Origin of the sequence: Oceanispirochaeta sp. (assembly GCF_027859075.1) — a bacterium.
In the GTDB taxonomy this organism is placed as follows: Bacteria; Spirochaetota; Spirochaetia; order DSM-2461; family DSM-2461; genus Oceanispirochaeta.
The window spans coordinates 1-12818 of record NZ_JAQIBL010000043.1; the positions used below are offsets into that span (position 1 = coordinate 1).

Here is a 12818-nt window from a genome sequence, read left to right on the forward strand (position 1 = left end):
GTTTCATACGGGAATGTTAAGGATATTTACCGGAATGACGAAGGTATTACCTTCCAGGCCGATGGATTAAAAATGTTTGTTCTTGTTGAACCGCCCACCTATTCCAACAAGCATATTGAACCCTGTTACAGAGAAGATGCTCATAAAATCCCCTATCGTTTTAAAGAAGTTGATCTCCATATAACAAAACGTCAGGTAAAAATTATGGTAGGAAAAGAGCCCATTGAAACCTACACAGCCTTCACTATTATGAATGAAACCGGTGAAAATCAGTCCTTTATCGTTCATAAGGCTGATGGAATTCTTGAGTCTCTGACAAATTATTTCGAACAAGTCCTCTGGAAGACAGTCAATATTGGACACATTGATGCCAAAAAGGCAGCCAATATGATCGGGACCGTTTTGCCCAGCATTCTCAATCCATTCGGTTAAAAAAAAAGACCGGAATATTTCGGTCTTTTTTTTATCTTGTAGCCGGGAATTAGAAACATCGGCAATCCTAGAGAACTGATATTTTCCAAATCTAGAAATTAAACATGCTCCCTGCGCCGCCTTTGTCACCCAGGCTCATCATTTTAACGGTCTGCTGAAGCTCTTGAATCTTTTGCTGCTGCTTTTCGATAATTTCCATGAGCTGATCCAGATCATAGCCCTCTGGAAGAGAACTCCGGCCTTCATTATTTTTAATTTGTCTATATAGTTCAAAATCATTTTCATTTTCTATCTGAGTTAACTCAAAAGAATCTCTGTATTCAGAGTAATCCAGAGGAAGTTCTGGAAAGTTTCGTGACTGAGCAATTTTTTGACCTATTCGGAAGATCTGTTGAGCCGTAAGAGTGTCCTGGAATTCCAGGATGAAGGGATGTCTGTTATGGAGTGAATCATTGATATTTTTGTCATAAAGTATGGCTCCCAGGCATTCAAGATCAATAAGGAGGTCTTTTTTTACGAGTCCTGAAAGATTAACGGCCATCTGGAAATCATCTTCTTCCTCCATCATATTAAGAATAACCTTAGGTTGAAGAACTTCCAGATACGCCAGGGCTTTGTCCTTTGTCTCAGGTTCTTCCAGGCCAATTTCATGCAAAAGGTGGGCCAGGGTCAGATTTGTTCCCGGAAGCATGCGTTTTATGTTTTTCTTGAGGTAGGCTTCCATATTTTTATTTGAAGCGAAGGCCTTCTGTAGAAATCTGATAGTCAGGTTCTTAAGGAAGGTGTAGGAGTTCATGATGGAACCAGCCTGGGGAGTTGTAATGATGAGACCAGAATTAGAGACCAGGAAGAAGTCTATGGTATTAAAGCTGCTGCCTGCACCCAGGTCAATGATGATATAGTCTGCATCAAGGTCCTGAATTTCAAAGAGTATTTCTTTTTTCTGCTTTTCATTAATATCTGCCATTCCAAATGAGAGGGTATCACCCGGGATGAACTGCAGATTCTTAAAGGGAGTATCCATAATCAGGGATTTGAAGCTTCTGTCCTTATCCTGAAGGTATGATGCAATTCCTGGATTTGTATTTTTCATTCCCAGGACAGTATGAAGGTTTGCACCTCCCAGATCCAGATCAATCAGGATGGTTCTCTTGTCCGATATTGCCAGTGATAATGCAATATTAACGGACATTACAGATTTTCCAACCCCGCCTTTTCCTCCGGCAATTGGAATAATTTTTTTATCCAGGCTTTCATTCAGAACCAATAGGGACTCCTTTTTTATCAGGACATCAGTCTATTATACTCTCGGGAGAAAGTCAAAAACAGGGACTATCAAAAAAAGCAATAAAAATCACAGATTCCTTTCATGAAGTTGAGTATAATAAGGTAATACCACCTTGAAACTCGCCGATACTATGAAAATGAGGAACTTGATAGAATGAGTGATGTCAATACTGACAGGAAACAGTCGACTAAGAACAATGATGAGCTTCGACAGGATATCGAGCGGTTTTACCTTCCCCGTCATCTGGTTGATGCCATCACCGAAATTGGCGCCATACCCAACGATTCTGAAGAAGACATGGTCGGGATTGGATTTCTGGATATTGCCGACTATACATTTTTATCAAAATTTTTGAGTCCCAATGAAAACCAGACGGTTCTTAACGGGCTGTATTCAGCATTTAACTGGGTCCTGAATAAACATGGAGGCTACCTGAACAAACTGGAGGGAGACAGCCTTATGTTTCAGTACGGGGGACCTCTCGATCCTAATGTCAAGGGCTTGTCAGAGGATGAATCTGAATACTTTATCGCCCGGGAGCTTTTTTATACCTGCATTGAGCTCCAGAGAGTGTGCATCCTATTTAATCAGGCCAATGATAAATTTCTATATTCAGAGAAAGAGAGCCAAACCAAAGAAGAAATACTCAAAGCATTTGATATTATCAGAGGTCTGCGGAATAATGAATTTTTATCACCCTCCATCAATGCCTTATTTCAAATTCGTATCAGAATCGGCGCCTCCATCGGAAAGGTTATGATCGGGAATTTTGGTCCGGAAGGTTCCAAGCATTGGGATGTCATCGGCATGCCCGTTATCAATGCCAAAAGAATGGAATCAACCGCTCCCATCGGGGGAGTGAGGATTTCAGAAGAGTATTACAGGCAGTTGAACAAGCAGGGTATTGTCGATTCTTATTATAGAAGATTTATCCGTGAGGCTTCAGCACTATTCAGTGATTATAGAAGCATTAAAAAGGATGAGCTCTTCCGTTTCAATACGGTGTATATCAAGGAAAAGAAAAACGCCGGGTACAATACATACAGCGTTCAGGTTGAACCAAACCTTCCCGAAGAGATTGTCAAGCAGGTAAAGCTGTTGCTGCAAAAAGAGGAACCCGGTGCACAGAGAATCATCGATTTCATGAAGTATTACCGGGGAAATCAGTATGTAATTCATAAACTGGAAGAACTTTTTGATAATTATAAAATACTACTCCGCAAGGATTCACTTTATAAAATCCTTCTCCCCGGACGATACAAGGCTTTGCTGGAATCCTACAATGGGAATGAGGCTGAGACGGCCAAAGAAATTGACAGTAAATACAATTTGAAAGCTTTGATGGATATCCTGGGGGATATTCAGGATGCAGTGAAGCATCCGGGCAATCCCGGGGAGAAACAGAATCCAGATTTCTTTAATTATGATTCTCATATCAATGTCGAGGAACAGGTTCTGACCGCCAGATATGATTCCTTAAAGGATTCTATTGCTCATACCAGCTATTTTTACAATCTGGTATTCCCTCTCTTCTTTGCCCATATAAAAACCAGTCTTCTTGAATATCAGAACAGGCTTGAGGAACTGGAGGAATTGTGAAAAAAGTATTAGCCCTTTTTCTCTTATTATTCTGTATTCATAGCCTCTTTGCGGTGGAATTGGTTTTGATCAATAAGACAGATACACCCCTGTTTGAGGTCTATGCTATTCCATCTGATACAGAGAATTGGGGCTATGATAAACTGCCCTATGATGTCATAATCCCGGGTGATCATGCGGTCCTCGAATTGGAACTGGATGAGAGTAAACCTGTTAATTTCCGTTTTATTGATGAAGATGGTGATTTGTACCTGAAATATAATGTAGACATCAGTGAGAGAAGGAAAATCCTGATTTCCCCGGAAGATCATCAGCTGCTGTCGGGTGATGGTCTTATCCGTTTCACACTGGTGAATAAAACCGGTTCAGTCATTCGGGCTCTGTATATTACTCCCGAGACTGAGGTAGACTGGGGTGATAACATGCTGAATGAGTTTATGCTTGAATCCAGTGAAATGATTCTTGAACTTCAGACTTCAGGACGCAGCTCCTTCTACGATATTCGGATGGAACTTGCCGGTGAATCCTTCGTTCAGAAACGGGTATTTATATCCGACAGAGCCCGAGTACTTCTCACTCTCCACTAAGAGAATCCGGGCCTGATAAGAATCAGGAGGGACGGAGATTTTTTGAGAAATTCCTTTTTACCTGTCAATCAGGATGATATGGCCCAACGAGGCTGGGATGTATGTGATTTTGTGCTGATCTCGGGTGATGCATATGTTGATCATCCCTCTTTTGCCGCAGCAATTATTTCAAGAACTCTTGAATCCGCTGGATACCGAGTCGGAATCCTGGCCCAGCCTGACTGGCAGAATCCAGAAGCCTTTCGACTTTTGGGGAAGCCTGGTCTGGCTTTTCTTGTTTCCCCGGGTAATATCGATTCAATGGTCAGCCGATATACTGTAAACCGTAAAATTCGGCATCAGGATGCTTATACTCCGGGAGGAGAAGGCGGTTTGCGTCCCGACAGGGCCGCTATCGTGTATAGTTCCATGGCACGGCAAGCCTATAAAGGTGTTCCTGTTATCCTGGGCGGTCTGGAAGCCTCTCTTCGCCGTTTATCCCATTATGACTACTGGAGTGATAAGGTCCGGCGATCTGTTCTGCTGGATTCAAAGGCAGATCTTTTAATGTACGGCATGGGAGAAAAAACCATGGTCATTCTAGCTGATCTCCTGAAAGAAGGACGCCCCATCAGGGATATACGGGATGTCCGTGGTACCCTTTATGCCGTTAATTCCCCGGATGATCTTCCCCCTGAAGTGATTGTTCTTCCCTCCTTTGAAGATATTTCCACAGATAAAAAGCTCTATGCCGATAGTTTTCTCACTCAATATAGAAACACAGATCCCCTGTTGTCCAAAACTCTGGCGGAACCTTGCGGAACGCGCTTTGTGCTGCAGAATCCTCCCGCTTTTCCCTTAACCCGGGAAGAGATGGACCAGGCCTATCGCTTACCCTATACCCGCAAATCTCATCCCGATTATGATGCCGCCGGTGGGGTTCCGGCTCTCAAGGAAGTAGAATTTTCTCTTGTTCACAACAGGGGTTGCTATGGGGGCTGTCATTTTTGTGCTCTTACTTTTCATCAGGGAAGGATCATCTCTTCCCGGAGCCATGAATCTGTCATTCAGGAGGCTCGGAAACTCATTGATGATCCAGAGTTCAAGGGATACATCCATGATGTGGGAGGGCCTACTGCCAATTTCAGGAAACCCGCCTGTGCCGGACAGGCTCTACATGGAGCTTGCCGGGACAAGCAGTGCCTGACTCCCGAACCCTGCAGGAATCTTGAAGTGGATCATAGCGATTATCTATCGCTCCTCGGGAAACTGCGTAAACTGAAGGGCGTCAAGAAGGTGTTTATCCGTTCGGGTATCCGTTTCGACTATTTGATGATGGACAAGGATGAAACATTTTTAAGGGAACTCTGCGAACATCATATCAGCGGTCAGTTGAAGGTTGCCCCTGAGCATATTTCAGAAAGAGTCCTACAGCTGATGAATAAGCAAAAACATCCCGTCTACAGAAAGTTTATGAAGCGATATGAGGAAATAAACAGGCAACTGAATAAAAAACAGTATCTGGTTCCCTATTTTATATCCTCCCACCCGGGGAGTACATTAAAAGATGGTGTAGCATTGGCAGAGTTCATGAAGGAAACCGGCTTTGTTCCCGATCAGGTTCAGGATTTTTACCCCACACCGGGAACCATGTCCACCTGTATGTATTATACGGGGATAAATCCACTCGCAGACGAAGCTGTTGAGGTTGTAAAAAAAGAGAGGGAAAAGCGTCTACAGAGAGCCCTCCTTCAATTCAATAAAGCAGAAAATTATACAATGGTCAGGGAGGCACTGCTTCTTGAACACCGGGCTGATCTGATCGGTTCCGGTGGTAAATGCCTGATCCCTTTCTATTCCGGTGCTTCTTCGTCTGGAAATCCAACTCCAGCGAAAAGACCTGTAAAATACAAAGAAAAGAAAAAGAAAAGATAAGGTTCATGAAAGGTTCATATTTCTTCCCTTTACCAAGGGACCTGTTCTTGTTAATTTATAGGCATAATGATTTGTTTCCCGTCATTGGGAATCGTCAAGGAGTTAGAATTGAGCGGTAGTAGAGGTTTTATCGGCGGTGTTATTGGATTTATTCTGGGATTAATGTCGGGACTTCCCTTTATGGGCATCATAGGGGCGGTCATTGGCAGTTCCATCGGCAGAAGTTTATCTTTTCAGTCCGGTTCCTCGAGGCAATATAATTTCTTTCAGGGACGTTCCGGTGGTATGGGTCAGCAGTCCTACTCTGGAGCCTTGAATTCGGGACAAGTTTTTTTCTCCTCTGTATTCTCTATGCTGGGGAAACTGTCTATAGCAGACGGGTCTATATCTGAGAGTGAAAAAAATACCATATCCAATTTTATGCGCACAGATCTGAGGCTCGACCCAGTCAGCCAGCAGTCGGCCATGGATATCTTTAACGCAGCCATCCGTTCAGGAAATAGTTTTGAATCCTATGCCCGTCAGTTCTACCAGAGTTTTGCCGGTAATGCCCAGTTCACAGAACTTGTTCTGGATATACTCCTTCGGGTGGCAGCATCTGATGGTAAAATTCACAGGGAAGAAGAGCGGTTGATCCAGGAGGCTGTAGGGATCTTCGGGTACAGCCAGACATCCTATGACCGGCTGAAAAGCAGGTATGGATTAGGCGGTTCCGGAGCTGCTGGTATGGGTGGAGCAAGTACCAGCAGTGCTTCTTATGGAATCCTGGGCTGTTCACCTTCTGACGAAGATGATGTTATCCGCAAAGCCTATAGAAAAAAGGTTTCCGAGTTTCATCCTGACAAAATTTCAGCCAAGGGTCTACCTGAGGAGTTCACGAAATTTGCCAATGAACGTTTTAATGAAATACAGCAGGCCTGGGACAGCATCCGCAAGGAAAGAAATCTTCGATGACAGGTCGAGTGAAATCTTTTTTCACTGAGATTCCATCCTATCTGAAAATCACCGCAGCCTGCCTGATCATGGCCTTGGGTATGAGTCTTTTTTTGATTCCTAACAAAATCGCGGCTGGTGGCCTTTCGGGTATCGGTATCGTATTGTTTCATCTATTTAATTTCCCCGTTGGTGTGTCCGTCCTTATTTTGAATATACCTCTATTCCTTTTATCCTGGAGATTGCTGGGCACTTCTTTTGGAGTGAAGACCCTCTTTGCCACAGTTGTATTTTCTGTTTTTGTGGATGTAACAGCTTTTTTAACTCCAATGACGGATGATCTGCTTCTTTCTGTTCTCTTTGGCGGAGCCCTTGTCGGATTGGGACTGGGCCTTATTTTCAGGGAAAACGCAACAACCGGTGGTACAGATCTGGCTGCGAAAATCATACATAGAATTGTTCCCTTTATCTCGATTGGACAGGTGCTCCTGATCATTGATGCCCTTGTTGTCGTATTGGCAGCCCTGGTATTCCGTCAGTATGATTTGGCTTTGTATGCCTCAGTCGCCATTTTTATTACGGCTCGGATTATTGATGTCGTTGTTATCGGCATCAACTACAGCAAGGCTGCTTATATTATATCTCTTCAGTCCGGCAGGATCAGCAGCCGCATTATGGATGAGTTGAGCCGTGGAGTGACTGAGCTAAAAGGACGGGGTATGTTCACCGGTATGGACAGGCCGGTTCTTTTGTGTGTTCTCAGAAGACGGGATGTTCCCCTAATGAAGAAAATTGTGCTGGAAGAAGACCCGGAAGCCTTTATCTTTATATCTGATGTGAGAGAAGTTCTGGGCGAAGGATTTAGTTTTGAGCAGAAAAGATAAGGTTTTTGAAGATAAAAATCCTGTTGTCCGTGCCTTTGAGTTCAATGAAAGTGTGGCCCATGTCTTTGATGATATGGCTCAAAGGAGCATACCCCACTACAAGGATGTTCAGTCCATGGTGGCCACCCTGGGACTAACCTTTTACCAGGACGGGACCCGAATCTATGATCTAGGCTGTTCCACCGGAACTACGATTGCTCTTCTGTTGAAGGGTTTAAAAGACCATGGTCTGAGTGATTACACTATAAAAGGAATCGATTCCTCGGCTCCTATGTGCAGGGAAGCAGAAGAAAAATTATCCACTCTGGACATTGAAAAGGGTCGTGTACTGATAGAAGAAGCAGATATCATGGAAGAACCCATTGAGAATGCCTCTGTCGTTATCATGAATTATACCCTTCAGTTTATCGATCCCTTTCAACGGGAAAGTCTGATCCGAAAAATATATACGGGTCTGAATCATAATGGGATACTTCTGGTGAGTGACAAAACTCTCCAGTCCCATACGGATTTGAGCCGGATTTTTGTGGATAATTACTACAATTTAAAACGTAAAAACGGATACAGCGAACTGGAAATATCCCGAAAAAGGGAAGCCCTGGAAAATGTTCTTATTCCCTATCCCATCAGGGAGGAGGAAAACTTGTTCAGAATCTGTGGTTTTGAAGCGGTCGATCTTTTTTACACATGGTATAATTTTTCCTCCTTTATCTGCCTGAAAAAAGGACAATGAATATGACGACTCTTTCCCTGGCAGCCTCCTATCTGTCGGATCGCTATTTTGATTCCTACCCGGGAGAAGTCAACACAGAAAGACTTGTCGTCCGGAGAAAGGAACAGTCGGAACTGCTGGAAAAGCCTTCGGCAAGAGTCTATCAGGACCCTTATGAAAAGATTCTGGAACGCAGTGGTGACTCAATGAGTTTTGATGGAGATACCGTCCGTTTCGGTCATGACGGTCTTTTGGATTCACAACAGCAGGATGCTCTATCAGCATCCCTGAAGTCATTGATCCCCTGGCGGAAGGGTCCTTTTCACTATTATGGCAGAGATATTGATTCCGAGTGGCAAAGCTATCTCAAATGGAATCGTGTGGCCTCCCGGCTGCCGGATCTGAAGAATAAAAAGATCTGTGATATCGGATGTAATAACGAGTATTATATGTACCGTATGCTGTCACAGGACCCCTGGTTTATCCTGGGGATCGACCCCATGGTCCGTTATTATTTTCATCATCAGTTGAACAGAAAATTTTACAGAGATTCCCGGATTAACTTTGATCTCCTTGGCGTGGATGACATGGATCTATTCCCCGGCTTTTACGATGTTGTCTTCTTTATGGGAATCATATATCACAGAAGAAATCCAGTGCAGACTCTGAATCTCATTAATGAGTCTATGAAATCCGGAGGAACCCTGATTCTTGAATCCAGTGGAATCCCCGGAAATGATCCCTACTGTCTTTTTCCAGACGGTCGTTATATGAAGGCGCCGGGATACTGGTTTCTCCCCACGGCGGCAGCTCTAAAGAACATGCTCGCCCGTACGGGATTTCATAAAATTGAAGTCTTTGAAAATTTTAAACTGGATGTAAATGAGCAGCGGCAGACGGATTGGGCTATTTATGAATCGCTGGAGCATTTTCTGGATCCTGATGATCCTGATAAGACAGTGGAGGGGTATCCTGCTCCGGTCCGAATATACATCAGAGCTGAGAAGAGGTAATCCTATTCTGTCTGCCTGCTGAGGTTTGAGATTATCCGGGGGGCTTTCTAAAAAACTGCCCCGCCGAAGCGGGGCAAACCGACTAAATGGACAACATAGGGTATTCATTGGGAGGGGAATATGGTCCCATGCCGTCACTCTTATAATCTTCGGCAATTTTCCCCTGAGGTTGAGTAAAATATAAAAGAGAATAAGGGAGTCATAATGACAACAAAAGAGAAGCTGATTGCATTAAGAACTAAGATGAAAGAAAGGGGCCTGCAGGCCTATATCATTTTCAGTTCAGATCCCCATGGTAGTGAATATGTCTCTGATCACTGGCGCTGTCGAAGTTGGATCAGTGGATTTACCGGTAGTGCCGGAACCGTCGTTGTCACCCTTCAGGATGCCGGTCTTTGGACGGATTTCCGGTATTTCATTCAGGCAACGGAAGAACTGAAAGATTCGGGAATTAAACTCTTTAAAATGGGAGAACCCGGGGTTCCTCCCTTCATTGACTGGTTGGCGGATTCACTGGAAGACGAATCAGTGGTGGGGATGGACGGCAGAACGCTGACCCTGAAAGACTGGGAGGCCATGGCTGTCCCTTTTACTCCCCGACAGATAAGAATTGACGGACAGGATGACCTGATTGGAGAGCTCTGGTTAGACCGGCCTTCTGAAGCACTTGAACCGGTATGGCTTCTGAGTGATGAGGAAGCCGGTGTGAAGAGCAGAGATAAAATTTCTGATATACGGAGAATCATGACTCAGGGACATGTGGATGCCACGATCATTTCATCCCTGGATGATATTGCCTGGATTCTGAATATGAGGGGCGGGGACGTTCCTTATAATCCGGTGATTCAGAGCTTCCTCTATATTTCATTAAAAGAATTGATATGGTTCGTGGATGACAGGAAATTGGATGAAAGTATTCACACCGCACTCCAGTCTCTGGGTGTTCAATGGCTTCCCTATGGTGAAGTCGAGCAACGTATGTCAATGCTGGAATCGGATATCACACTCTATGTCAGTCCCGAGCGGAGTAGTTCTGCACTGATTTCTGCACTTCCCGAGGGAATCAAGGTCGTCAAAGGAATCGATTTTTCTACTCGTCTGAAAGCCGAAAAGAATCAGGGAGAGCAGAAGCGTATCCGGAAAGTCATGGAAAAAGACGGAGTAGCCCTTGTTCGATTTATCATATGGTTGAGAAGGCGACTGGAAGAGGGCGTTCTTTCAGAGCTTGAGGCGGCAAAAGCTCTGAAGGGATTCAGGTCTGAACAGGACGGCTTTTTGGGTGAAAGTTTCAGCCCCATTCCTGCCTATAAGGCTCATGGAGCTATCTGTCATTATGAAGCAAAGGAGCAGAATCAGTTCTTTCTGGAAAAAGACAGCCTCTTTCTGATTGATTCGGGTGGGCAGTACAAGGAAGGGACGACTGATATTACCAGAACCCTGGCTCTGGGTGCTCCCACGGAGCGGGAGATTCTGGATTATACCCTTGTTCTGAAGGGACATATTGCCCTTTCCCAGGCTGTTTTCCCTGCAGGGACCAGAGGGTATCAGCTGGATATTCTGGCAAGGATGGCCCTATGGAATGCCGGTTTGAATTACGGACATGGAACAGGCCATGGGGTTGGTTATATTCTCAACGTTCATGAAGGTCCCCAGAAGATCAGTCCCCATCCGATAGATGAGACTCTGAGGCCGGGAATGGTTTGCTCCAATGAACCCGGGATCTACAGAGAAGGTCAGCATGGTATCCGTATCGAAAATCTGATACTTGTTCAGCCCTGGACAGAATGTCCCGAAAACGAGACATTTTACAGGTTTGAGACTCTCAGTTTATGCCCCTATGAAAGGTCACTTATAGACAGTTCTCTCCTGACCCGGGATGAGATAGGGTGGGTCAACAATTATCAGGAAGAAGTTTTCAGAAGATTGTCCCCCCTGCTGGGGGAAAAAGCGAAGATCTGGTTGAGGGAAGAAACACTTGAAATCACTTGATTCACGTATCCTGGCCATTTTGGCCAGCCTTTTATGGGCTACCGCCTTTTTAGGAGTCAAAGTCGGTCTTGAATCGGCACCCCCTTTTTTGTTTGCAGGCATCCGCTTTTTAGGTGCCGGTCTGGCAGTGGCCCTGATAAATAGAAAAAAAGGAGTCTTTATTCAGATCCGTAGTCATTGGCGTATTGTTATCCTTGTCGGATTTCTGCAGACCTTTATGCTCTATGGTTTCTTCTTTTACTCTCTAACATTTATGAAAGCCTCCACAGGGGCTATTGTAAATGGAATAGGGCCTCTTCTTGTTGCCCTGGTTGCTCATTTCACCTTATCTGCAAATAAATTGAAGAAGAGTCAGTTTTTCTGCCTTCTAATGGGAGTGGCCGGAGTGTTCCTTGTTACTTATAATGGAGCTGCCGATGGAAGCACTGGATTAGAAAGCCTTAACTCCTCCGAAACCAGGGGCATACTCCTCATGCTGGGGGGACTCATCTCCGGGGCATTTGCCAGTGTGGCTGTGACAAAAAGTCCGGATTCCCTGGATCCTTTTGTTCTCAATGCAGGACAGCTTATTATTGGCAGCCTGGGCCTGCTCCTGGCTGGTTTTATTCAGGGAGACCATTTTTATTACGGTATACCCGATTTAGGATTCTGGATTTCCCTCCTATGGCTGATGTTCGTAACAGGAGGAGGGTTTTCCATCTGGTATTATCTTTTGAAAGTCAGGAAAGAGGCTCTCTCAGAAATAGCAGTCTGGCGATTTCTGATCCCTCTGGGTGGATCTGTTTTAAGCTGGATATTTATGAAAAATGATAATCCGACGTTCCTTTCCTTTTGTGGAATGACTTTGACCGCACTTTCTATCTTTTTGTTTTACAGGATTTCATCCTCCCGGGAAAATCCTGAGATCCTGAAAGAAGGGGAGTTCTGATGTCCTGCTATGTGATCCAGGTGACAACAGGTAAAGAGCTGGAATGCCGAACCTGGTTGATGAAAACCGGTAAGTTTGAAGAAAAATCTCTCCTCTATCCACGACGAAAACTAAGATTGCGCAAGAAGGGAAAGTGGTTTGAAAAAAATGAGCCTTTATTTTCGGGGTATCTTTTTTTTATGACAGACGAAATCCTGCCTGATCAAGTGCTTGCCGTACGGCAGACACCGGGGATCTTCTCTTTTTTAAAAATGGATGGCCGGCCTGTACCCCTTTCTGAAGAGGAGGAGCGGCAGATGAGCCGATTCCTGAAATCAGGTGAAATAGCCGGATTTTCAAAGGTGGTCTTTGAAGAAGACCATTCCATTCGCATTCTTAAGGGCCCTCTCATGGGGTTTGAAGGGCAGATCGTCAAGGTTGATAGGCGAAAGAGTCGCATTAAGGTTCGTCTCTCCCTGTATAAAGAGGCCTTTTTGATTGATTTTGGCTTTGATGCCGTTGAAAATACCGAAAATCCCGCAAAGACTGATTAAACTTCA

12 protein-coding genes are annotated in these 12818 nt (G+C 44.5%); 11 read left to right on the top strand and 1 reads right to left on the bottom strand.

Annotated elements, in window-relative coordinates; all coding sequences use genetic code 11:
* A partial coding sequence (locus PF479_RS02600; RefSeq protein WP_298001935.1) for a transposase occupies nucleotides 1-432 on the top strand: 432 nt, incomplete at its 5' end.
* A gap of 91 nt (nucleotides 433-523) precedes the next feature.
* On the opposite strand, the gene PF479_RS02605 is transcribed toward PF479_RS02600, so the two are convergent.
* Entirely contained in the window at nucleotides 524-1699 is a 1176-nt protein-coding gene (locus PF479_RS02605; protein WP_298001937.1) for a P-loop NTPase, read from the bottom strand.
* 174 nt (nucleotides 1700-1873) lie between these two features.
* On the opposite strand from PF479_RS02605, the gene PF479_RS02610 reads away from it, so the two are divergent.
* The 10 genes from PF479_RS02610 (at nucleotide 1874) to loaP (ending at nucleotide 12812) form a co-directional block, all read left to right on the top strand.
* Nucleotides 1874-3319 (top strand): adenylate/guanylate cyclase domain-containing protein, encoded by a 1446-nt coding sequence (locus PF479_RS02610; protein WP_298001939.1) that lies wholly within the window; start codon nucleotides 1874-1876, stop codon nucleotides 3317-3319.
* The gene (locus PF479_RS02615; RefSeq protein ID WP_298001941.1) at nucleotides 3316-3906 is read left to right on the top strand and encodes a hypothetical protein; all 591 of its coding nucleotides are present in this window, start codon (nucleotides 3316-3318) and stop codon (nucleotides 3904-3906) included. The genes PF479_RS02610 and PF479_RS02615 overlap by 4 nt, the downstream gene beginning before the upstream one ends.
* A gap of 42 nt (nucleotides 3907-3948) precedes the next feature.
* Nucleotides 3949-5820 (top strand): YgiQ family radical SAM protein, encoded by a 1872-nt coding sequence (locus tag PF479_RS02620; RefSeq protein WP_298001943.1) that lies wholly within the window; start codon nucleotides 3949-3951, stop codon nucleotides 5818-5820.
* A gap of 108 nt (nucleotides 5821-5928) precedes the next feature.
* On the top strand, nucleotides 5929-6774 hold the full coding sequence (locus tag PF479_RS02625; protein ID WP_298001945.1) for a TerB family tellurite resistance protein: 846 nt from the start codon (nucleotides 5929-5931) through the stop codon (nucleotides 6772-6774).
* Nucleotides 6771-7637 carry a YitT family protein gene (locus tag PF479_RS02630; protein WP_298001947.1) on the top strand — a complete coding sequence of 289 codons (867 nt, stop codon included), beginning with the start codon at nucleotides 6771-6773 and terminating at the stop codon, nucleotides 7635-7637. Before PF479_RS02625 ends, PF479_RS02630 begins: the two co-directional genes overlap by 4 nt.
* Entirely contained in the window at nucleotides 7621-8370 is a 750-nt protein-coding gene (cmoA, locus tag PF479_RS02635) for a carboxy-S-adenosyl-L-methionine synthase CmoA (RefSeq protein ID WP_298001949.1), read from the top strand. The genes PF479_RS02630 and cmoA overlap by 17 nt, the downstream gene beginning before the upstream one ends.
* Nucleotides 8371-8372: 2 nt before the next feature.
* Nucleotides 8373-9362 carry a tRNA 5-methoxyuridine(34)/uridine 5-oxyacetic acid(34) synthase CmoB gene (gene cmoB / locus PF479_RS02640; RefSeq protein WP_298001951.1) on the top strand — a complete coding sequence of 330 codons (990 nt, stop codon included), beginning with the start codon at nucleotides 8373-8375 and terminating at the stop codon, nucleotides 9360-9362.
* Nucleotides 9363-9566: 204 nt separating this feature from the next.
* Nucleotides 9567-11351 (top strand): aminopeptidase P family protein, encoded by a 1785-nt coding sequence (locus PF479_RS02645; RefSeq protein ID WP_298001953.1) that lies wholly within the window; start codon nucleotides 9567-9569, stop codon nucleotides 11349-11351.
* On the top strand, nucleotides 11338-12279 hold the full coding sequence (locus PF479_RS02650; RefSeq protein ID WP_298001955.1) for a DMT family transporter: 942 nt from the start codon (nucleotides 11338-11340) through the stop codon (nucleotides 12277-12279). Before PF479_RS02645 ends, PF479_RS02650 begins: the two co-directional genes overlap by 14 nt.
* Nucleotides 12279-12812, top strand: coding sequence for an antiterminator LoaP (gene loaP, locus PF479_RS02655; protein ID WP_298001957.1), 534 nt, complete (start codon nucleotides 12279-12281; stop codon nucleotides 12810-12812). Before PF479_RS02650 ends, loaP begins: the two co-directional genes overlap by 1 nt.
* The last annotated feature ends 6 nt before the right edge of the window (nucleotides 12813-12818 follow it).

What these genes read in the sequence shown, in the direction of transcription:
- PF479_RS02610 (WP_298001939.1), top strand. Translation starts at nt 1,874, where the DNA reads ATGAGTGATGTCAATACTGACAGGAAACAGTCGACTAAGAACAATGAT.
- PF479_RS02630 (WP_298001947.1), top strand. Translation starts at nt 6,771, where the DNA reads ATGACAGGTCGAGTGAAATCTTTTTTCACTGAGATTCCATCCTATCTG.
- cmoB (WP_298001951.1), top strand. Translation starts at nt 8,373, where the DNA reads ATGACGACTCTTTCCCTGGCAGCCTCCTATCTGTCGGATCGCTATTTT.
- PF479_RS02645 (WP_298001953.1), top strand. Translation starts at nt 9,567, where the DNA reads ATGACAACAAAAGAGAAGCTGATTGCATTAAGAACTAAGATGAAAGAA.
- loaP (WP_298001957.1), top strand. Translation starts at nt 12,279, where the DNA reads ATGTCCTGCTATGTGATCCAGGTGACAACAGGTAAAGAGCTGGAATGC.